Annotated in this window: 20 protein-coding genes; 14 read left to right on the top strand and 6 right to left on the bottom strand. The window is 73.0% G+C overall.

Annotation, left to right across the window (positions count from 1 at the left end; translation table 11 throughout):
* The first annotated feature begins 41 nt into the window (after positions 1-41).
* The 6 genes from DEJ05_RS06815 to DEJ05_RS06790 all read left to right on the top strand — a co-directional run bounded on the left by DEJ05_RS06815 (position 42) and on the right by DEJ05_RS06790 (position 5,057).
* Entirely contained in the window at positions 42-596 is a 555-nt protein-coding gene (locus DEJ05_RS06815) for a hypothetical protein (RefSeq protein ID WP_111110068.1), read from the top strand.
* Positions 593-1,225 (top strand): hypothetical protein, encoded by a 633-nt coding sequence (locus tag DEJ05_RS06810; protein ID WP_111110067.1) that lies wholly within the window; start codon positions 593-595, stop codon positions 1,223-1,225. Before DEJ05_RS06815 ends, DEJ05_RS06810 begins: the two co-directional genes overlap by 4 nt.
* Positions 1,225-2,268, top strand: coding sequence for a peptidoglycan-binding protein (locus tag DEJ05_RS06805; protein ID WP_111110066.1), 1,044 nt, complete (start codon positions 1,225-1,227; stop codon positions 2,266-2,268). Before DEJ05_RS06810 ends, DEJ05_RS06805 begins: the two co-directional genes overlap by 1 nt.
* Positions 2,259-2,861 (top strand): ABC transporter ATP-binding protein, encoded by a 603-nt coding sequence (locus DEJ05_RS06800; protein WP_111029812.1) that lies wholly within the window; start codon positions 2,259-2,261, stop codon positions 2,859-2,861. Before DEJ05_RS06805 ends, DEJ05_RS06800 begins: the two co-directional genes overlap by 10 nt.
* Positions 2,858-3,949 carry a hypothetical protein gene (locus DEJ05_RS06795; RefSeq protein WP_146245036.1) on the top strand — a complete coding sequence of 364 codons (1,092 nt, stop codon included), beginning with the start codon at positions 2,858-2,860 and terminating at the stop codon, positions 3,947-3,949. Before DEJ05_RS06800 ends, DEJ05_RS06795 begins: the two co-directional genes overlap by 4 nt.
* 223 nt (positions 3,950-4,172) lie before the next feature.
* Positions 4,173-5,057 carry a VOC family protein gene (locus DEJ05_RS06790; protein WP_111110064.1) on the top strand — a complete coding sequence of 295 codons (885 nt, stop codon included), beginning with the start codon at positions 4,173-4,175 and terminating at the stop codon, positions 5,055-5,057.
* A 26-nt stretch (positions 5,058-5,083) separates the two neighbouring features.
* Here DEJ05_RS06790 and DEJ05_RS06785 read toward each other — a convergent pair whose 3' ends face one another.
* The gene (locus DEJ05_RS06785; protein ID WP_111110063.1) at positions 5,084-5,869 is read right to left on the bottom strand and encodes an SDR family oxidoreductase; all 786 of its coding nucleotides are present in this window, start codon (positions 5,867-5,869) and stop codon (positions 5,084-5,086) included.
* A 126-nt stretch (positions 5,870-5,995) separates the two neighbouring features.
* On the opposite strand from DEJ05_RS06785, the gene DEJ05_RS06780 reads away from it, so the two are divergent.
* From DEJ05_RS06780 to DEJ05_RS06765, 4 genes are read left to right on the top strand one after another with little or no spacing between them, the layout of a single operon-like run.
* Entirely contained in the window at positions 5,996-6,571 is a 576-nt protein-coding gene (locus tag DEJ05_RS06780) for a hypothetical protein (protein WP_146245035.1), read from the top strand.
* Entirely contained in the window at positions 6,568-7,215 is a 648-nt protein-coding gene (gene lepB / locus DEJ05_RS06775) for a signal peptidase I (protein WP_111110061.1), read from the top strand. Before DEJ05_RS06780 ends, lepB begins: the two co-directional genes overlap by 4 nt.
* The gene (locus tag DEJ05_RS06770; RefSeq protein WP_111039232.1) at positions 7,212-8,030 is read left to right on the top strand and encodes a helix-turn-helix transcriptional regulator; all 819 of its coding nucleotides are present in this window, start codon (positions 7,212-7,214) and stop codon (positions 8,028-8,030) included. The genes lepB and DEJ05_RS06770 overlap by 4 nt, the downstream gene beginning before the upstream one ends.
* A 38-nt stretch (positions 8,031-8,068) precedes the next feature.
* On the top strand, positions 8,069-8,926 hold the full coding sequence (locus DEJ05_RS06765) for a helix-turn-helix domain-containing protein (protein ID WP_111024233.1): 858 nt from the start codon (positions 8,069-8,071) through the stop codon (positions 8,924-8,926).
* Positions 8,927-8,977: 51 nt separating this feature from the next.
* Here the strand turns inward: DEJ05_RS06765 and DEJ05_RS06760 are convergent, their stop codons facing one another.
* Positions 8,978-9,517, bottom strand: coding sequence for a hypothetical protein (locus tag DEJ05_RS06760; RefSeq protein WP_111029819.1), 540 nt, complete (start codon positions 9,515-9,517; stop codon positions 8,978-8,980).
* A 283-nt stretch (positions 9,518-9,800) separates the two neighbouring features.
* Here DEJ05_RS06760 and DEJ05_RS06755 point away from each other — a divergent pair, with 283 nt between their 5' ends.
* Both DEJ05_RS06755 and DEJ05_RS06750 read left to right on the top strand, forming a co-directional pair.
* Positions 9,801-10,532: an alpha/beta fold hydrolase gene (locus DEJ05_RS06755; RefSeq protein WP_071248357.1), complete on the top strand. Its 732-nt coding sequence runs from the start codon at positions 9,801-9,803 to the stop codon at positions 10,530-10,532.
* A gap of 80 nt (positions 10,533-10,612) precedes the next feature.
* Positions 10,613-12,232, top strand: a complete 1,620-nt coding sequence (locus DEJ05_RS06750; RefSeq protein WP_181440677.1) for an MFS transporter — start codon at positions 10,613-10,615, stop codon at positions 12,230-12,232.
* 34 nt (positions 12,233-12,266) lie between these two features.
* On the opposite strand, the gene DEJ05_RS06745 is transcribed toward DEJ05_RS06750, so the two are convergent.
* A complete protein-coding gene (locus tag DEJ05_RS06745) occupies positions 12,267-12,584 on the bottom strand; it encodes a hypothetical protein (protein ID WP_111110058.1) in 318 nt (105 codons plus the stop codon).
* Positions 12,585-12,672: 88 nt separating this feature from the next.
* Here DEJ05_RS06745 and DEJ05_RS06740 point away from each other — a divergent pair, with 88 nt between their 5' ends.
* The gene (locus DEJ05_RS06740; protein ID WP_111110057.1) at positions 12,673-13,896 is read left to right on the top strand and encodes a PP2C family protein-serine/threonine phosphatase; all 1,224 of its coding nucleotides are present in this window, start codon (positions 12,673-12,675) and stop codon (positions 13,894-13,896) included.
* A 354-nt stretch (positions 13,897-14,250) separates the two neighbouring features.
* On the opposite strand, the gene DEJ05_RS06735 is transcribed toward DEJ05_RS06740, so the two are convergent.
* Together DEJ05_RS06735 and purD are read right to left on the bottom strand one after the other, a co-directional pair.
* Positions 14,251-15,120, bottom strand: a complete 870-nt coding sequence (locus tag DEJ05_RS06735) for a phosphoribosylaminoimidazolesuccinocarboxamide synthase (RefSeq protein ID WP_071248348.1) — start codon at positions 15,118-15,120, stop codon at positions 14,251-14,253.
* Complete coding sequence (gene purD, locus DEJ05_RS06730) at positions 15,117-16,385, bottom strand: phosphoribosylamine--glycine ligase (protein WP_110864321.1); 1,269 nt, start codon at positions 16,383-16,385, stop codon at positions 15,117-15,119. The genes DEJ05_RS06735 and purD overlap by 4 nt, the downstream gene beginning before the upstream one ends.
* A 57-nt stretch (positions 16,386-16,442) precedes the next feature.
* On the opposite strand from purD, the gene DEJ05_RS06725 reads away from it, so the two are divergent.
* Positions 16,443-16,814 carry a sterol carrier family protein gene (locus DEJ05_RS06725; protein WP_071248502.1) on the top strand — a complete coding sequence of 124 codons (372 nt, stop codon included), beginning with the start codon at positions 16,443-16,445 and terminating at the stop codon, positions 16,812-16,814.
* Positions 16,815-17,134: 320 nt separating this feature from the next.
* Here DEJ05_RS06725 and DEJ05_RS06720 read toward each other — a convergent pair whose 3' ends face one another.
* The gene (locus DEJ05_RS06720) at positions 17,135-19,723 is read right to left on the bottom strand and encodes a LuxR C-terminal-related transcriptional regulator (protein WP_146245034.1); all 2,589 of its coding nucleotides are present in this window, start codon (positions 19,721-19,723) and stop codon (positions 17,135-17,137) included.
* Positions 19,724-19,756: the final 33 nt, after the last annotated feature.

The following is a 19,756-nucleotide window of genomic DNA, read 5'->3' as shown; positions in this document are numbered from 1 at the left end:
GCAGGCTTCGGGGAACAACGATCGTCGGGGCGATCGCCGCCGTGGGGCTCGTCGGCTGTGCCCAGGCGGATGCTGCACCCCGGGTCGTCGATCCGTCGGGCTTCTCCGCGGCCGGGCCCTGGGCGGGTGAGTTCGCGGAATCAGCCGCCGACACCAGCCCGTACCAGCGGCAGATCCTCTCGGACGGAACGATCTCGGCGCGGGAGGTCGCAGATGCGCAGTCCCGCATGAGCGCATGCATGCGAGATCTCGGCTACGACTACACGACAGCGGAGGACGGCACGTCCGAAGCCTCGCCGCTCCCCGGGCGGAAGGCTGAAGACGCCACGGCCATGAACGATTCGAAGTCGAAGTGCGCGAAGGACTTCGACAGCGACGTGACCTACCTGTTCAACGAGGTCCGGCGGAACCCGGAGAAGCAGGACGAGGCAACGATCACCGTCGCGTGCCTCCGTGCTGCGAGACTCGTCGACGACACGTACACCGAACGTGACTGGCGTGGTGAGAACGACGACGGGAACTTCTCCTTCTCGCCGTGGGACCCCGCAGCCGTACAGTGTCGGCTGGACCCCCTCGGACTCTGGCGCCAGCAATGACCAGGGTCTTCGCTGTGCCATCCGTCGTGACGGCGAAACTCGTTCTCCTGGTCGGTTCGGCGCTCGCGCTCTCTGGCTGCTCGGCGGGTGACGCGGACACGCCGAGGCCCTCCGAGCTGGCTCCTGCGTCGCTCGAGGCGGCGGGACCCTGGGTGGATGCGTTCCGCGAGGCGCTCGACGCGGACGTGTCCGACTCGGAGGCGAGGGTCTTGGCTGACGGTCGGGTCACGCCCCAGGAACTCGAGGACGCTCACGCGAAGGTCGACAAGTGTCTCCGCGATTCGGAGCTCACGATCTCGTACTTCGCCGACGGCGGGTTCGAAGTGGGAAGCACGGTGGGCAAGTCGCCGAGCAACGACATCGGGAGGACCAACAAGATCCTCGAAGCGTGCGAGTCGAAGTTCGACCAGAGCATCACGTTCCTGTTCGAGGAGACGCGCAGGAACCCCGGCAAGCTGGACGATGCGAAGATCACCGTTCCGTGTCTGCGGAAGGCCGGCCTCGTCGGAAGGGACTACACCGAGGAACAGTGGCGGAAGGACCAGGACGCCGACGCCTTCCCGTTCGACTCGATGGGCGAGCAGGCGAAGCAGTGCGCCCTTGATCCGCTCGCGCTCTGGCGGCAGTGATGCGCTTCCCGTCTGCCGCACTCCTGGCGCTCGGCGCGATGGTGGTCGCGGCGGCGACGGCCGCAGTCATCGTGGTCGCTGTGCCGGCCGAGGTCCCGGCCGCACTCCGGACGGCGGCCCCCGCGAGCACCGTCCGGGTGACCGAGCGCATCGATGCCGACGAACGACAGGTGCAGCTCGCACTCGACACCGGTGCCCCACGGGCGGTCGTGACGTCGCGGAGCGGCACGGTGACGACGTCGACGTGCTCGACTGGGGCACCCGTGCGGAGCGGGGACGTCCTCGCGCGGGTCGACGGACAGCCGGTGCTCGCACTTGCCAGTGACGAGCCGCTGTGGCGCGACCTCGAGCTCGGCGACCGCGGGGCCGACGTCACGGGGTTGCAGCGGGAACTCACGCGCCTCGGTGCCGGACTGAGCATCGACGGCATCCTCGGTCGGGGCACACTCCGTGCTGCGCAGCAGTTCCTGGTCGACCGAGGTGTCGACCGCGACGACCTGCCCGACGACATCGTGCCGCGGGACCCCTTCGCATGGGTGCCAGCCGCCGAGAACTCGGTCCTGGCGTGCGTTGCCGTCGTCGGGGCAGTGGTCGGCGCCGACGGTGTCCTCGTCGAACTCCCGGCCGAACTCCGCGGTGCACGCATCGAGGCGCTCCCGGTCGATCCGGCGCCGGGGGAGCGCGTGCTGCGGATCGGGAACGCCGACGTCCCGATCGACACCGCAGGGGTGGTCTCCGCGCCGACGGACCTCGCTGCGATCACCGCCCTGCCGGAGTACGCGGCGACGGTCGCTTCGGCGGACGGCGCACCGACGGTGGCCGCGACGTGGACGCTCAGTCGCCCACGAACCGTCCAGGTGGTGCCACCGACGGCCCTCTGGGACCTCGAAGGTGACCGGGCGTGTGTGCAACCGACGACGGGGCGGCCGCTCCGGGTCGAGGTCCTCGGGTCGGAACTCGGGCAGTCGTTCGTCCGGGTGCCCGGCGGACGAACGCTCGACCGGATCCGTGCCGTGCCGGACCGGTCCAGCTCGTGTCGGTGACGCTCGAGGGCGTCGGACACGTCTGGTCGAACGGCACCGTGCTGTTCGACCGCGTCGACCGCACCTTCGCCGAGGGGACCGTGACCGCGGTCGTCGGGCCGAGCGGTTCCGGCAAGTCCACGCTGCTCGCGATCCTCGCCGGGATGCTCCGTCCGACGCGCGGTGCCGCCGTCCGTCCGCCGGGCTGTCGGCCGCTCTGGGTCTTCCAGAACCCGTACGGGGTGGCCCGCCGCCACGTGCTCGACCACGTCGCGCTGCCGTTCGTCGCCCAGGGCGCGGATCGTCGGACCGCAGACGTCCGGGCGCTCGAGGTCCTCGAGCGCTTCGGGCTCGGTTCGCGGGCGCACGCGCGGTTCGCCGAACTGTCCGGTGGTGAGGCGCAACGCCTGATGCTCGCGCGCGCCATCGCCAGCGCGCCGGGACTGATGCTGGTCGACGAGCCGACGGCGCAACTCGACCGGGCGACCGCGATCGAGGTGAACCGTGGGATCGGTGCGCTCGCCGCGTCGGGGACGGTCGTCGTCGTCGCCACGCACGACGACGCGACCCGTGACGCCTGCGACGGAGTGCTCGATCTCGGGCGGTACCGATGAGCCCTCGCCGGATGCAGGTGACCGAGGTCTGGCGTGAGGCGTGGCGCGACATCGCTTCCGGAGCCTCGTGGGCAGCCACGGCCGCGGTCGTCCTCGCGGTGCTGCTCGGCGGCGTCGTGGGCATGCGCGCCGGAGCGGTCGCCGGTGACGTCCGAGCGGCTGCGGTGTTCGTCGCGAGCGGTGCGGCGACGACCGTCCAGCGGGCCGAGGGCCGGATCGACGGCCGCGTGTGCGATGCCCTCGCGGATGCCGAAGGGGTCATCGCGTCAGGTGCGTTCCGGCGCCTCGACGCCGGGGTCGTCCCCGCCGCGCTGCCGGGCTCGGCGATCCCGACCTACGAGGTGACCGCCGGGGTGCGTGGCCTGCTCGGCGACTCCGATGCCGATGGCACCGCGGGAGTGATCGTCTCGCCCACGGTGCACGAGACCCTGGGTCTTGCTGCCGGCGATCGCCTCGTCACGGCGGGCGGTGCGGGCACCGGAGTCGCCGGCGTGTACGACTACCCCGACGACGGCCGGGACCCCGACCTGGAGTACGCGGTCCTCGCGCCGACGGTCGACGACGGGTCGCCGTTCGACGCCTGCTGGGCGACGGTGTGGCCGCAGCGCGACGACACGGTCTCGATGCTCCGGCGCACCGTCTTGCCGGCGAGCGGGGCCGAGGGCGAGGACCGACCGACCGCCGGGCAGCTCAACCCGACGCTGGGCGCGGTCTTCACGCCCGCGGCGCGGCAGCCAGCGCTCGTCCCGTTCGGTGCAGCGGCCCTCGCGGGGCTGACGATCGGCGGGGCAGCGGTCGCACGGCGTCGGCTCGCCCTGGCCTCCGATCGGCACGTCGGGGTACCGCGGAGTGCGCAAGTCCTCGGCGTCGTCCTGCAGCACCTGGTCTGGGCATCTGTCGGGGCGGTGGTCGCGACGAGCGTCGCGGTGGTGTCGGTGCGTGGCCTCGAGGTCGACGATGCGCTGCCGATCGTGCGCGAGGCAATCGCGATCGCGTCCCTCGGGCTCGTGGGCGCGCTGCTCGGTGGGGCGCTCGCCGCAGCCGCGATCCGCGAGCGCGCGCTGCACCGCTACTTCCGCTCCCGCTGACCGCGGCCGGCGGGGCGGACGCGCGCCGGGCCTCCCGTCGCCTGCGCGCCCCGTCCGCTGTGCGCCCCCGTGCGCCAAAGCGACAGATCGCCGCGAACCGTTCGCAGTCATCTGTCGCGTTGGCGGGTGCCTCGCGCTGGGATGGCGTGGATCTGTCGCTTTGGCGCAGGCGACCGACACTCATTTGGTTGACGCATCAACTAAATGGGCGCACACTGGTGCCATGCACACGCAGGACCTCCTCGCCGCCGACACCGGGATGGGTGCCGTCACCCTCCGCGTCGCGAACCTCGACCGGATGATCGGCTACTACCGCGACGGCGTCCAGCTCTCGCTGCTCTCGAGCGAGGGCGGCGTCGCCGTCCTCGGGCGACCGGGCGCCGGTGGCCTGGCGGTGCCGATCGTGATCCTCGAGCACGCGCCGTCCATGCAGCACGCCGGCCCGCACGATGCCGGCCTGTTCCACACCGCGATCCTGTTCGACACCCGGGCAGACCTCGCCGCGGCGATGTACTCGGTCGCAACGAAGTTCCCGCAGACCTTCACCGGCAGCGCCGACCACCTGGTGAGCAACGCGTTCTACTTCACCGATCCCGAGGGCAACGGCGTCGAGCTGTACTGGGACCGCGACCGCACCGAGTGGTCGTGGACGCACGGCATGGTCGACATGGACACGAAGTACGTCGACCCGAACGCGTTCCTGCAGTCCCACCTGACGCAGGACGCCCTGGACACCGCCGCGGCACGCCCGGGCAAGGTCGGCCACGTGCACCTGTCCGTCGGCGACGTCGACGCCGCGCGCTCCTTCTACGTGGACACCCTCGGCTTCGAGACCACCGCCGGCTTCGGCGAGGCACTGTTCGTCAGCGCCGGCGGCTACCACCACCACATGGCGATGAACACCTGGAACTCACGTGGGGCCGGGCGCCGCCAGCTCGCGCTCGGGCTCGGACTCGTGCGGATCGAGGTGCCCGGGTCGGACGACCTGGGTGCCCTCGTCGCACGCATGCACGACACCGGGGTGCAGACCGCGGACGACGGCCGGACGGTCGCGTTCGAGGACCCGTGGGCGAACCGCATCGAGGTGACCGCGCCCGGTCGCGGCTGACGAGCGGGTCGCGAGGGGCCGACAGGTCAGGCGCTGTTCGAGATCCCGCCGTCCGACTTCAGTAGCTGTCCGTTCACCCACGCGCCCTGCTCCGAGCAGAGGAACCCGACGAGTGCGGCGGTGTCCGACGGGCGCCCGAGTCGGCCGAGCGGGGTGCCCTCGACGGCCCACCCCTTGACCTCGTCGGACATCCAGCCGGTGTCGTTCGGGCCCGGGTTCACCACGTTGGCGCTGACACCGAGGCTGCCGAGCTCCTTCGCGGCGCCGAACACGATCCGGTCGAGCGCGCCCTTCGACGCCCCGTACGGCAGGTTGTACGCGATGTGGTCGCTCGTCAGGGCCACGATCCGGCGGCGGTCGCGCGGTGCGGCCTCACCCGCGCGCTCGAGCCCGGCCGCGTAGGCCTGCACGAGCAGGAACGGTGCGCGGGCGTTCACGGCGAAGTGGCGGTCCCACGACTCGACCGTGGTGGTGCGGAAGTCGGAGTCGACGGACTCACAGTGCGACATGACGAGGGCGGTGACCGGAGCGCCGGCTTCCGTCTCGGCGCGGCCGACGAGCGCGGCCGCCTGCTCCGGGTCCTCCAGGTCGACCGGGAGGCGCGTCACCCGTGCTCCCGCCGCCTCGCACTCCTGCACCACCGACTCGACCCCGTCCGGGTCCGCCCCGCCGCTCACGCGGTCGTCGTAGGGTCCCCACCACGAGATGGCGAGGTCCCAGCCGTCGGTCGCCAGCCGGGTGGCGAGCGCTGCGCCGATGCCGGCTCTGCGGCCCACCCCGGTCACCAGGGCGAGGGGTCGTGCGGACGTCATGCGTGCCTCCTGTCCGGCGCTCCGTCGCACCGATCGGCACCCAGTCTGCCGGAACCGGCCACCCGTGTGACCATCGCACCGGTGTCCTGTCGGCGGACGGCCGACCGCGGGGGCCAAGATGGACGGATGCCACGCACACGACGGCCCTCCCGACCGGGGCGCGGACCCCGCGGCGGTCGCCCGGACCCCCGCGACCTGCCGCTCGAGCACGTCCGCGACCGGATGTCGTCGTACATCTACGGCAACATCACGGTGCTCGCCGTCGCGATCGCGGTGAGCCCGGAGCAGATCCACCACGGCGCCGCGGTGGCGACCGTCCTGGCGACCGCGGTGCTGACGTACCTGGCCCACGTGCTCGCGCACCTGGTCGCGCACGGGCTCGGCGACGACGGCGAGGAGTCCGCTGCGGACCGCGCTGCGCGCCGCGACTCGGTCGCGACGATCGTCCGGAACGCCAACCCGATCGCGACCTCCGGGCTGATCCCGGCGGTGCTCTACGCGGCTGCCTGGATCGGGTGGCTGCCGGCCGAGTGGGCGCAGATCGCCGCGACCGTGATCCTGGTGGTGCGCATCGGGCTGGTGGGCGTGTTCATGCAGCGGTTCAGCGGGAAGCAGCCCACGTTCCTCGGGCTGTGGGGCGGGATCGTGCTGGCCGCGGTGGCGTTCGTGATCGGTGTCGTCAAGGTGGTGTTGACGCATTGAGTGACACGCACGCCCACGCCGAACCTCACTCCGAACCCGCCCCCGACAGCGAGCCGAAACGCGGCGGGCTGCGGTTCCTGCGCGACCTCGTCATCATCGTCGTCGTGGCGCTGTTGGCGTCCTTCCTGGTGAAGGCGTACCTGGTCCGTTCCTTCTACATCCCCTCGGCCTCGATGCAGAACACACTGCTCATCGGGGACCGGGTGCTCGTCAACGAGCTCGTGCCCGGGGTGGTGCCGCTGCAGCGCGGTGACGTCGTGGTGTTCCAGGACCCGGGCGGCTGGCTCGGCATGGGCCAGGGCGACGACCTGATCAAGCGGGTCATCGGCCTGCCGGGCGACACGGTGTCGTGCTGCGACGCCCGGGGCCGTCTGTCGGTGAACGGGCACGCGGTGGACGAGCCCTACGTCGTGCTCGAGCGCGGGTCGGACCGTGTCGCCGGGAAGGACTTCGAGATCACCGTGCCGAAGGGGCGCATCTGGGTGATGGGCGACAACCGGTACGACTCCGCCGACTCGCGCGTGCACGGCACCGTGCCGGTCGACGACGTCGTGGGGCGGGCCTTCGTGACCACGTGGCCGATCTCGCGGTGGTCGGTGCTGTCCCGGTACGGCGACGAGTGGGACCGGGTCCCGACGCCGTGACCGCGGACGACGAGGGCTTCGGCTACGAAACGGGCGGGGACGACGACCTGTCGATCCACCGGATCGCGACACCGGGCAAGCGGTCGGGGACCATCGGCCCACGCCCCGACCACGTCGTGTTCTGGCTCGCCGACGGCCGGGCCAGCCTGACCGCCGACGACGGCGAGCACTGGGAGGTCGGTGCCGAGCGGCCGATGATGCTCTCGGCGTCCGTGGCGTACGGGTTCGAGACCGACGCGACCGCCACGACGCTGCTGCACCTGTCGCCGTCGCTGCTCGGCGACACGGGGGAGTCCTCGGTGTTCGGGCAGCCGGACGCGGCCGATCCCGCACTCGAGCCGCTGCGCGCACTGCTGCGCGAGGCCTCCGGGCGCATCCTCGACCCGGCCCTGCCCGCCGACGACCGTGCGGCCCTGAACCGACGGATCGCGACCGTCGTCCTGTCGACCTTCGCCCGGTCGCGATCGGACGTGGCGGACCGGATGCGGCGCGCGATCGGCTTCGTGCACGACCACGCCGACCGGACGCTGACGGTGGCCGACGTCGCAGCGGCCTGCGACCTGAGCGAGCGCGGCCTGCAGGACCTGTTCCGCCGTCGACTCGGCGTCACCCCCATGCAGTACCTGCGCGAGGTCCGGCTCGACCGGGTGCACCTGGAGCTGGGGCGGCCGGGTTCCCGCGCGCTGCTCGTCAGCGAGGTCGCGCGGCGGTGGCGGTTCACCCACCTCGGGCGGTTCGCGGCGTACTACCGGGAACGGTTCGGGGAGCCGCCGCACCAGACCATCGCGCGGAGCGGCACACCCGGAGAACGGTAGTTCTCGCGTTCTTTGCGGATTCCGGCTATCCTGCTCGCGTGGATGCGCGACGGTCCGAACTGGGGCAGTACCTCCGCGCCCGTCGGGCACTCGTCCAGCCCGAGGACGTCGGCCTCACCCGCGAGCCCGGACGACGAGTGGACGGCCTGCGCCGTGAAGAGGTCGCGCGGCTCGCGGGCATCAGCCCCGAGTACTACCTGCGGCTCGAACGCGGCCGCGACCACCAGCCGTCCGACCAGGTGCTCGTGGCGCTCGGCCGGGCCCTGCGGCTCGACCACGAGGCCGTCGACTACCTGCGCCGCCTCGCACACGCCGAACGCCGCCGCCCCGAGGGGGTCGTGCCGCCGGGTCTCGACGACTCGGTCCGGTCGCTGCTGGCGCAGTGGTCGCACACCCCGGCGTTCGTGATGGACCGCAACCAGGACATCATCCTGTCCAACGCCCTGGCGAGCGCCCTCGGCCCCGGCTACATGGAGCCGGGCGCGAACCTCGTCCTGCAGATGTTCTCCGAGGCGTCCCGGCAGCACGCGGCCGAGTGGGACCGCACCGCGCACCGGGTCGTCGCCGCGCTCCGGCTGCACGCCGAACCCGAGGACCCCCGGCTGCAGGAGATCGTCGGCACCCTGACCCTGCAGGACCCGGACTTCGCCCGCATCTGGGCGCGGCACGACGTCGCCGTGCAGCGCACCGGGGTCTCGCGGCACTGGATCGACCCGATCGGGTGGGTCGAGTTCCGCTGGCAGAACCTCGCGATCCCGGGCAGCTCGCACGTCCTCGTGACCTTCTGGGCCGACCCCGGCACGCCGGCAGCCGCGGCCGTCGCGTACCTCGCCGCGCAGGTGCAGCAGGGCACCGCGCGCCGGGAACCGGTCGCGGGCGAGACCGCGGTGGGGTAGCCGAGCGGTCGTCACGGTGGCCGCGGTCGTCCCGGTGGCCGGGCTCGCCGGTCAGGCGGTCGTCGCGCCCTCGTCGAGCAGCCCCCGGAGCGTCGTGAGCCGAGCGGCGGACTCGTCGTCCGCCGCCGTCCACACCACGAGCACGTGCTCGGGGTCCTCCAGCCGACGCAGTTGCTCCCACCGCAGGTCGATCCGGCCCACCAGCGGGTTCTCGAACGCCGACTCCCCGCGGCGAGTCGGCCGGACCGCTCCGCCGGCCCACTCGGTCGCGAACGTCGTGCTCCTGGCCATCAGCTCGCCCAGGAGTTCCTGGAACCGGTCGTCGGCGTCGTGCTCGTCCAGCGAGTCCCGGAGCATCGCGGCGGTGCGGTGCGCCTCGGCCTCCCAGCCGTCCACCGAGTCCTCGACCCAGGGGTTCAGGAAGGTGAATCGCGCCAGGTTCGTGCCGACGGTGAGGGACGCGGACAGGGCACCGGCGAGCCGGTTCGCCGCCACGACGTCCAGGTGGCGGTCGAAGACCACGACCGGTTCGGCGAGCGCGTCCACGAAGTCCTGGGCCGACGTCGTCGTCGTGCCGTCCTCGTGTTCCATGCGATCACGCTAACCGGCCGGGCCGTGGAGCAGGGGGGAGAAGGGGGCCCCGGCGGGGACCCCGTCGCGGTGCCTCCGCCCCGCAGGGGGACCCCGGCGCGGTGTGTCCGACCGTCCGAGGGCACCGTGCGCCGCACCCGGGGCCGCCGGCACGCGCTGTCGTCGGGGGTGACGGGCAACGACAGGGACAGGACGACGCAGCACCCCCAGCCCTAGCGTGACGACGCCGGGGCTCGCCGGTCCCCGCACCACCCCAGACGTTCGTCACGAAGGAGACCCGCAATTGGCTGCACCCACCATCGTCCTCGTCCACGGCGCGTTCGCCGACTCCGCCAGCTGGGCACCCGTCACCCGCGAGCTGCTCGACCGCGGCCACACCGTCCTCGTCCCGCCGGTCTACAACCGCAGCCTCGCCGAGGACGCCGCCTCGATCCGCGCCGTCGCCGAGCACGTCGACGGGCCGGTCGTCCTCGCCGGTCACTCGTACGGCGGGGCCGTGATCACCGTCGCCGGCGAGGCCGAGAACGTCGTCGGACTCGTCTACGTCTCCGGCTACGTGCTCGAGGTCGGCGAGAGCCTCGGGCAGCTGCAGGGCGGGTTCCCCGACTCGGACCTCGCCGCGAACCTGGTGTACACGCCGTACCCGGTCGCCGGCGCCGAGGACGGCACCGACGTCTCCGTCGCGATCGACGCGTTCCCGCAGGTCTTCGCCGCCGGCGTCGACCCGCGCGTCGCCGAGGTGCTCGCCGTCTCGCAGCGCCCGCTGTCCGGTGCCGCCTTCGGCGAACCGGCCTCCGCCGCTGCGTGGAAGACCACCCCCGCGTGGGCGATCGTCTCGTCCGACGACCACACCATCAACCCCGAGGTGGAGCGCTTCGGCTACTCCCGCGCCGGCATCACCGACGTGACCGAGCTCGCCGCCCCGCACCTCGTCATGCAGACCCACCCGAAGGACGTCGCCGACGTCATCGAGCGCGCCGTCGCCGCGACCAGCGCGACCGACGCCGCCGCCTGACCCGACCATCCCTGGAGGCGCGGCGTGCGCCCGGCGCACACCGCGCCTCCAGGATGTCCCCGTCCCACCCAGGAGGCGACGTGACCACGGAACGCACCACCAAAGCACCCCGCGGCGGCGCCCTGGCGCCGCTCGCGATCCCGGTCTTCCGCGCCCTGTGGATCGCGGTGCTGGTGAGCAACATCGGCAGCTGGATGCAGACCGTCGGCGCGCAGTGGCTGCTCGTCGACGAGCACGCCGCACCCGTCGTCGTCGCCCTCGTGCAGACCGCCTCGAGCCTGCCGGTGCTGCTCGTCGGGATCCCCGCCGGGGTGATCGGCGAGTTCGTCGACCGGCGGCGGCTGCTCATCGGGGTGCAGGCGTTCCAGGTGGTCGTCGGCGTCGTGATGACCGTGCTCACCGCGACCGGCGACATGACCCCGGCGCTCCTGCTCACCGTCACGTTCCTGCTCGGTACCGCCTCGGCGCTCCAGCTGCCCGCCTACCAGGCGCTCGTGCCCGAGATCGTGCCGCGCGCCGCGATCACCGACGCCGCGGCGCTCAGCTCCGTCGGCGTCAACGTCGCCCGGGCGATCGGGCCGGCGCTCGCCGGGGTGGTGATCGCGCAGCTCGGCGTGCCGTTCGTGTTCGCCGCCAACGCGCTGTCGTTCGCGCTCTTCCTGGTGGTGCTCGTCGCCTGGCGCGGCTACCAGCGCCCCGAGACGCGGGCCGAACCGTTCATCGACGCGACTCGCGCCGGGCTGCGGTACGTCGTGCACGCGGCCGTCGTCCGCCGGCTGCTCGTGCAGCTCGCCGTCTTCATGGTGCCCGCGAACGCGCTGTGGGCACTCCTGCCGCTCGTCGCCGACGGCTCGCTCGGCCTGTCCTCCGGCGGGTACGGACTGCTGCTCGCCGCGGTCGGCATCGGATCCGTCGGCGGGGCGTTCCTGATGCCGGCGGTCCGTGCGCGGCTCGGCATCGGCCGCACGGTCGGCATCGCCTCGGTGGTGTTCGGTGTCTGCACCACCGTCGTCGCGCTCGTCCCCGTGCTGGCGGTCGTCCTCGTCGCGCTGCTGGTCGGCGGGGTGGCCTGGATCGCCGTGGTGACGACGCTGAACGGCACCGTGCAGGCGTTCCTGCCCGCCTGGGTCCGGACCCGCGGGCTCGCCGCCTACCAGCTCGTGCTCTTCGGTTGCACCGCGATCGGTGCGGCGCTCGCCGGCGCGGTCGCCACGCCACTCGGGGTGACGGGCGTGCTCGCCGGGGCGGGCCTCCTCACCGCGCTCAGCGCCGCAGTGCTGCTCGTGTCCGGGTTCCCGGTGCTCACCGACCGGCAGCGCGCCGTGACGCCGATGCCGTTCGGGGACGAGGTGTTCGTGGCGGACGACCACGGCGCGGCGACGGGGGAGACCCTCGTGCTGCTGCACTGGACGGTCCCTGCGGGTGCGGTCGACGAGTTCCGGGCGCGCGCCGAGCGGCTCGGGCGGAGCCGCCGGCGGACCGGTGCCCGTGACTGGAACCTCTACCGCGACGCCGCGACCGGGCCGGACGCCTGGGTCGAGGCGTTCCGGGTGGGGTCGTGGCAGGAGCACGTCGACCAGCACGAGGTCCGGCAGACCGGGGACGACGCGCGGACCCAGCAGTCGGTGCGGGAGGTCGCGGGCGAGCCGCGGGTAGAGCACCTGGTCGCGGAGGGGGTCGGCAGCCCGACGTCGGGGTGACGGGGTCAGCAGCCGGTCGGGGTGGCGGGCGGGGTCAGCAGCCGGTCGTGGTGAGGGTCACCGTCGCGACCGTGCCGTCGGACACCTTGGTCGTCTGCGGGCAGAGGTCACCGGCGCGGACCGTGACCTTGCCGAGGGGGACGCCCGCGAAGTCGGCCGTGCCGCCCGGGAACACCCGCTGGTGCTCGGAGAGCTTGCCGGTCGAGGCGAACACCTTGACCTCGTAGGGGTGGTCGGCGGCGTTCGACGACACCGTGACCGACACCTGGCCGGTGGAGTCGTGGGCGCCACAGCCGGCGAGGGCCAGGAGCGCGGCCACGCCGAGGACGGTTGCGGAGACGACTCGGAGCACGACGACCAGGGTACGCCGCCGCGCCCGACCACTTGCGCCCTCCGGACTGGGGCCAGGCCCTGTCCGTTCAGCGCGTTACCGTGGGAGCATGCAGCCGGAAACCGCGATGTCCGTGCCCGCGCCGACCGGGGCCGATGCCGTCCGGCGAGCGGCCCTGATCGCGGCACTCGACGTGGTCGACGGTGGCGTCGAGGAACGGTTCGAACGGATCACCCGCATCGCGCGCGAGGCCCTCGGGGTCTCCGGCTCGTTCCTCAACCTGGCCGGCGAGACCACCCTGACGATCAAGTCGCAGCAGAGCGACGACGCCTTCGGGCCGGTCATCCCGCTGCAGGACACCTTCTGCGGACGGACCCTGGGTGAGCAGGGGCCCGTGGTCGTCCCGGATGCCCGCGAGGACGCCCGGTACGCGGACCTGCCGATGGTGCTCGGTGACCCGAACGTCCGGTTCTACGCCGGGGTCGGGCTCCGTGCCGGCGACGACGACCTGAAGATCGGCACCCTCTGCCTGATCGACCCCGAGCCGCGCACCCTCGACACCGACGAGCTCGAACTGCTGCAGGAACTCGGCGTCTGGGCGGAGCGCGAACTGCTCGCCGGAGCCGACGAGGACCGCCTGCGCACCGTGCTCAACGGCCTGCAGCCGACCGAGGTGCAGGTGCCCGGGTACCGGATCACGGGGATGTCGATCCCGCACGGGCTCGTCTCCGGTGACTTCCACGACTGGCACCGCTCCGGCGAGGACTCGATCCACCTGACCGTGTCCGACGTCATGGGCAAGGGGATGTCCGCCGGGCTCCTCGCCGCGAACATCCGCGGAGGCCTGCTCGCCCGCGGCGACCAGGACCCGGGCACCGCCGTCGCCGAACTCGAGGCGCAGGTCGCCCCCGAGCTCAGCCGTGCCGAGTCCTTCGCGACGATGTTCCACGGCCGACTGACCCCGTCCACCGGACGACTCGACTTCGCCGACGCCGGCCACGGGCTCGTGCTGCAGCTCCGTGACGACGGTGCCGAGCGGATCCTGCGGTCGTCGGACCTGCCGATCGGGCTGCACCCCGCCGGGATGCCCCGCGCGGCCGGGTCGCTCGTGCTCCGGCCCGGTGACGTGCTCATCGTCGTGACCGACGGCGCGCTCGAGCTCTGGGACTCCACGCTCGCGTCGCTGTCCGAGCTGGGGTCGCTGTACCGGGAGTCCCCGGACGTCGAGACGTTCCTGCAGCGGGTGCGCGCACGCGTTGCCGAGCACGACCCGGGCGACGACCTGACCGTCGTCGTCGTGGCGCGCGCGGCCGTCGAGGCGCTCGAGGCCTGACCGGTCGAGAACCGTCGGGTGGTTCGTCGGCCGGTCATGCGGCGTGTCGTCGCCGGCCGAGTGGTCGCGACGCGTCGTGCGTGGGCCGCCGAGTGGTCGCGAACCGTCGGCTGGCGGGGCCTCGACCGACGGTTCGTGACCGTTCGCCGGACCTGAGCGGGGTGTCGTGACCGTCCGGCCGGCGACGGGCCTCAAGCGGCGAGGGGTCGCGACGCGTCGTGCGTGGGCCGCCGAGTGGTCACGAACCGTCGGTTGGCGGGGGCTCGGGCTACGGTTCGTGACCGTTCGCCGGACCTGAGCGGGGTGTCGTGACCGTTCGGGCCACGCCACACCACGCGCCGGCCGGGCGCGGCGTCAGGCGCCGAGGCGCTCGATCAGCTCGGCGTAGCGCGCAGCCGTGCGCTCGACGATCTCGTCCGGGAGCACCGGCGGCGTGCCCTGGCGGTCCCAGTGCGCGCTGAGCCAGTCCCGCACGATCTGCTTGTCGAACGAGTCGGTGCGGTCGGCGGAGCGGGCGTCCCAGTAGCGGCTGGAGTCGCTCGTCAGGACCTCGTCGGCGATGCGGATCCGGCCGGTGGCGTCCTGCCCGAACTCGAACTTGGTGTCGGCGATGACGACGTCCCGCTCGAGCGCGATGGCCGCGGCCTCGGTGTAGACGTGCAGCGAGAGCTCGCGCAGCGTGGCCGCGGTCTCGGCACCGACCAGGTCGACGGTCTGCTCGTACGAGATGTTCTCGTCGTGCTCGCCCTGGGCCGCCTTGTACGCCGGCGTGTAGATCGGTTCCGGCAGGCGGTCACCGTTGGACAGGCCCGCGGGGAGCGCGACGCCGCACACGCTGCCGGTCTCCTGGTACTCGGCCCAGCCGCTGCCGACCAGGTACCCGCGCACGACGCACTCGACGGGGAACATCGTGAGCGGCATGACGTGCATCGAGCGTGCCTCGACCTCGGCGGGCACCGGGGTGCCACCGGAGGACGGGCCGATGATGTGGTTCGGGACGTCGCTCAGCTGGGTGAACCAGAACCGCGACAGGCGGGTCAGCAGTTCTCCCTTGCCCGGGATCGGCGGCTCGAGCGCGAAGTCGTACGCGCTGACCCGGTCCGAGGCGACGAGCAGCAGCTCGGACGCACTCGCCAGGTCGGCGGTGCCCTCGGGCACGTAGAGCTCGCGGACCTTGCCGGATGAGACGTGGCGCCAGCCGGCGATCGGCGCGGGGGCGGTCACTTCGCGACCTTCGCGGCGATGTCGGTGCGGAACTGCGCGCCCTCGAGCGTGATGTCGCCGAGCCCGGCGTAGGCGCGCTCGCGGGCCTGGGCGAAGTCCGACCCGGTCGCGACGACGCTGAGCACCCGGCCACCCGTGGCGACGAGCGTGTCGTCGAGGACGCCGGTGGCGGCGTGCGCGACCGAGACGCCGTCGCGGGCGTTCGCGTCGTCGATGCCGGTGATCGGTCGACCGGTCTGCGGGTTCTCCGGGTAGCCCTCGCTCGCCAGGACGACGGTCACGGCGACCTCGTCGCGGAACACGGGCGCGGGCACGGCACCGAGCTGCCCGGTGGCGGCGGCCAGCAGGAGTTCGCTGAGCGGTGTGGCCAGGCGGGGGAGCACGACCTGCGTCTCCGGGTCACCGAAGCGCGCGTTGAACTCGATCACGCGGACGCCCTGCTCGGTGACGATGAGGCCGCAGTACAGGAGTCCGACGAACGGCGTGCCCTCGTGCTCGAGGCGGCGGACGGTCGGCAGCGCGACGAGCTCGGTGACCTCGTCGACGAAGGCCTGCTCGGACGGCCAGCGGTCGGCGAGCCACGGCAGCGGCGAGTACGCGCCCATGCCGCCCGTGTTCGGTCCGAGGTCGCCGTCGGCCAGGCGCTTGTAGTCCTGCGCGGGGCTGAGCGCGCGGACGTCGTGCCCGTCGCTCAGGAAGAACAACGAGACCTCTTCGCCGTCGAGGAACTCCTCGACCACGACGTGCCCGTGCTGGAGCCAGTAGGTGGCGTGGTCGATCGCGGCCTGGCGGTCGTCGGTCACGAGCACGCCCTTGCCAGCGGCGAGCCCGTCGGCCTTGACCACGTACGGGGCGCCGAGCTCGTCGATCGCGGCGACGGCTTCGTCCGCCGTGCCGGCGTAGACCGGGCGCCCGGTGGGCACACCGGCCTCGCCCATGATCCGCTTGGCGAACGCCTTCGAGCCCTCGAGCTGTGCGGCGGCCTTGCCCGGCCCGAACACGGGGATGCCGCGGGTGCGCACCGGGTCGGCCACGCCGGCGATGAGCGGGGCCTCGGGGCCCACGACGACGAGCTCGACGTCGTTCTCGATCGCGTACTCCGCGACGAGCGCACCGTTGGTGGGGTCGAGGGAGACGGTCTCGACGTCGGCGGCGATGCCGGCGTTGCCGGGCGCTGCCGTGATGACGTGACCGGCATGCTCCGCGAGGAGGGCCGTGATGATCGCGTGCTCGCGGGCACCGGAACCGAGGACGAGGATTCGCACCCGATCACCCTACCCAGCCCGACTCGCCGCCCGCGATGCGAGGGCTAGCCTGTGGAGATGCCACCCAGGAGGATCGAGGATGCCGACGGGCGCGCGGCACTGGCCGCGGTGCGTCGTGGGGAGACGGCCCGACCGGCCGTCGCGACCGCGGTTCGGTGGACGTTGCAGTGCCTGGCGGACGAGGTCCCGGGCAACAGCGTCGAGGTTCGGGTGCCGCCCTTCGCCGCCGTCCAGGCCGTGCCCGGACCCCGGCACACCCGTGGCACGCCGCCGAACGTGGTCGAGACCGACGCCACCACGTGGCTCGCCCTCGCGTCCGGCGAGCTGACCTGGGCCGAGGCGGTCGCGCAGTCGCGCGTCAGCGCCTCGGGCTCGCGCGCCGACCTGACGGCGTTCCTGCCGGTCCGGCTGCCCGCCCCCGGCGCCTGACCCTGCGAGCCGCCGGCACCGATCCGCCGGCACTGATCCGCCAGCACCGAGCCGCCGCGGCGAAAGCGCCTGCGGAGAACTCCCGCGCGAATTAGGTAGTGCCTACCGATGCGCCCGCATCGACCGGGTTCCTAAGCTTGAAGTCGCCGGGATTCGGACCCGACCCGAACGGGTCCGAACCCGGCGACAGGCACCAAGGTACGCGATGTTCCACACAACGTGTCAATCGTGGCGGCGCGTCGTGCTGCAATCCGCAACGTTCTTGCGTGCGCGACAGCCGACGCGGAACGCGGAACCGGCCGTGCCGGGTACCGAGCAGCTCAGAGCAGCTCGCTGAGCTCCGACCGCGCGTGCAGGTCCCACTTCGCGAAGACACGCGACAGGTGCGCGTCGATCGTCCGCGTCGAGAGCCCGAGGGACTCCGCGATCCGCCGGTTGCTCAGCCCCTGCGCGGCGAGTTCGGCGACCTCGTACTCGCGCTTCGTCAGCGGCGGTTTCGAGTGTCCCGCGGTCACGGAGATGCCATGTGCCGCGAGCAGTCCCTGCGCCGCGATCACCCGCGTCCGGTCGCCGGCGCGTACGGCGTCGGCGTACTCGATCACCGCGGCCGCGAGCGGTCCGTCGACGCGGGTGGCGGCCTCGCGCATCCGCTCGAGCGAGCCGGTCGAGTCGCGCCCCTGCGCCATGCCGACCGCGTGGTGCAGGGCGTACCCGTACATCACGTGCGTCCACGAGCCGTTCGCCGTGCTGCGTTCGATGATCTCGTCGGCGTGCTGCAGTCCGGCCGGGTTGCCGAGCACGGCCTCGGTCCAGGCGATCGACACGGCGACCTGCTCGCCGGTGATGCGCATCGCCCGTTGCGGGGTGGTCCGGGCACGGTCGAGCGCGCTGGCGGCTGCTTCCGGGCGTCCGCCGTACGCGAGCGCCAGGGCCAGCCGCGCCCAGGGGTAGGCAGCGAACCCGCCGTGGTCGGCGATGTCGTACCGCTCGCACGCCGCCGAGAACGCGGCGACGGCGTCGTCCCAGCGGCGCTGTGCGATCGCCAGGTTGCCCTGACCGATGAGCTCGAGCGTGAAGTCGTACTTCAGGTAGGGGCTGGACCGGCCCGCCGGCACCTCGATGATCAGGTCGTCCAGGTCGCCGCGCCACATCTGCACCTGGTGCAGGACGGAGGAGTTCTCGCCGACGCTCCAGGGCGCTGCCTCGACGTGGGCCACGGCGGTGGCCAGGGCACGGTGACCGAGCGCGGACGCGTCGTCCAGTCGGCCGGCGGTCGCCAACGCCATCACGGCGCAGGGTGCGACGGCGAGGAACGACATCGGCATCGTCGGGGCGTCCACGATGCCGCTGCGCTCGATCTCGGCCCGGACCTCGGCGAAGTCGCCGCCCCAGCCCTGGTGCGCCATCCGCAGCAGCCGGAGCCGTTCGACGGCCTCGTCGGACACGACCAGGCGCGTGGCGGCATCGGTCAGGGCGACCGCCGCCGCGATGTCGTCGTCGTGGAACTGGCGGATGTTCGCCAGGGTCTCGCACGCTTCGATGACGGCCTCGTCGGTGACGTCGCCGACGTGCCGCTTCGCCACGCCCCAGGCGGCTTCGGCGTCGGCGCGGCCGGCTTCTCGGCCGTCCGAGTACGAGTACGCCAGCGAGCGGAGGCAGTGCGCCGCGACCTGTTCGGTGGGGGTGAGCGTCGTGCGGAGCGCTGCCGAGGCCAGGGCGATCCCGCTCTCGTGCTCCTGCAGCCGCACGGCGACCTGCGCCGCGTCGAGCAGCTGGTCGACCGACGGCAGCACCCCGCACTCGAGCGACCACAGTGCGGCACGCAGGCGTGCGGCGGGCGGTGCGCCCTCGGGCCGGTCGGTGCGGAAGGCGTTGGCGCGCGCGAAGAGTGCCGTTCGCCGGGCCACCGGCACCAGGGTCCGGATGACCTCGCCGACGAGCGGGTGCGACGGCCGGACGACCGCGGCACCGTCGTCGAGCGAGTCGATGCGGACCAGGCCGAGCGCGACGACCCGGTCGACGTCCCCGCCGGTCACCAGGCCGAGCAGGCGGGCGAGCGGGATCGGGTCGGCGAGGGCGACGATGTCGACGACGTCGCGCAGGTCCTCCGGCAGCGACCCGAGCTCGGTGCGGTACATGTCGGCCAGGCTGTCCGACGCGGTCACCCGTCCACGCCAGTACCACCCGGTCGCGGTGTGGTCGAGGGCGCCGGAGACCCGCGCCGCACGGACCACCTCGCGCAGGTACAGCGGGTTGCCGGCGGTGGCGCGGTGGACGCGCTCGGCCGAGGCGTTCTCGAGCGGCGAGCCCAGCGCCTCGGCCACGAGCGCCGCGGTCTCGTGCAGCGCCAGGGGCTGCAGGTCGATGCGCTCGAGCAGGTCGTCCTGCCACAGCGCGCGGAGCGGCTCGGGGAGGGCCGTGAAGTCACGGCAGGTCAGGACCAGCCGAGCGCCCTGCCGGCGGACCAGCCAGGCGACGTACCGCGCGGAGATCGCGTCGAGGTGGTCTGCGTCGTCCACGCGGAGCAGGACGTCGCGGTCGACGAGGTCCTCGATCGCCCGGAAGCGCTGCTCGGCGCCGGTGTCGTCGGACAGCTCCGAGATGGACGCCGGCAGCTCGCCGAAGCGCTCGGCGACGGCGCCGAAGGGCATCGACCGGCTCGCGGCCACCGCCGTGATCGGCACGACGACCGTGCGGCCGGTGCCGTCGCGACCGGCGACGCGGTCGGTGACCCGCGCCGCGGCGGTGCTCTTGCCGATGCCGGGGGCACCGACGAGCGCGACGCTCCACCGGTGCTCGGCGACGACGGCGACGGCGCGGTCCTCTTCCGCGCGCTGCGCGACGGGCCAGGCCACGCGGGCGGGGGCGGCCGGTCGGCGTCGGCGGGCGGGTGCGGTTCGTTCACGCATCCGACACACCTCCTCCGCTTGGGATACCGACCA

Source organism: Curtobacterium sp. MCLR17_045 (assembly GCF_003234405.1).
GTDB classification, from domain to species: domain Bacteria; phylum Actinomycetota; class Actinomycetes; order Actinomycetales; family Microbacteriaceae; genus Curtobacterium; species Curtobacterium flaccumfaciens.
This window is presented reverse-complemented; position numbering and strand designations above follow the sequence as displayed.

Excerpts from the sequence above, each read along its gene's own strand:
- DEJ05_RS06810 (WP_111110067.1), top strand. The coding sequence starts at position 593 with ATGACCAGGGTCTTCGCTGTGCCATCCGTCGTGACGGCGAAACTCGTT.
- DEJ05_RS06805 (WP_111110066.1), top strand. The coding sequence starts at position 1,225 with ATGCGCTTCCCGTCTGCCGCACTCCTGGCGCTCGGCGCGATGGTGGTC.
- DEJ05_RS06795 (WP_146245036.1), top strand. The coding sequence starts at position 2,858 with ATGAGCCCTCGCCGGATGCAGGTGACCGAGGTCTGGCGTGAGGCGTGG.
- DEJ05_RS06790 (WP_111110064.1), top strand. The coding sequence starts at position 4,173 with ATGCACACGCAGGACCTCCTCGCCGCCGACACCGGGATGGGTGCCGTC.
- DEJ05_RS06785 (WP_111110063.1), bottom strand. The coding sequence starts at position 5,869 with ATGACGTCCGCACGACCCCTCGCCCTGGTGACCGGGGTGGGCCGCAGA.
- DEJ05_RS06780 (WP_146245035.1), top strand. The coding sequence starts at position 5,996 with ATGCCACGCACACGACGGCCCTCCCGACCGGGGCGCGGACCCCGCGGC.
- DEJ05_RS06760 (WP_111029819.1), bottom strand. The coding sequence starts at position 9,517 with ATGGAACACGAGGACGGCACGACGACGACGTCGGCCCAGGACTTCGTG.
- DEJ05_RS06740 (WP_111110057.1), top strand. The coding sequence starts at position 12,673 with ATGCAGCCGGAAACCGCGATGTCCGTGCCCGCGCCGACCGGGGCCGAT.
- DEJ05_RS06725 (WP_071248502.1), top strand. The coding sequence starts at position 16,443 with ATGCCACCCAGGAGGATCGAGGATGCCGACGGGCGCGCGGCACTGGCC.
- DEJ05_RS06720 (WP_146245034.1), bottom strand. The coding sequence starts at position 19,723 with ATGCGTGAACGAACCGCACCCGCCCGCCGACGCCGACCGGCCGCCCCC.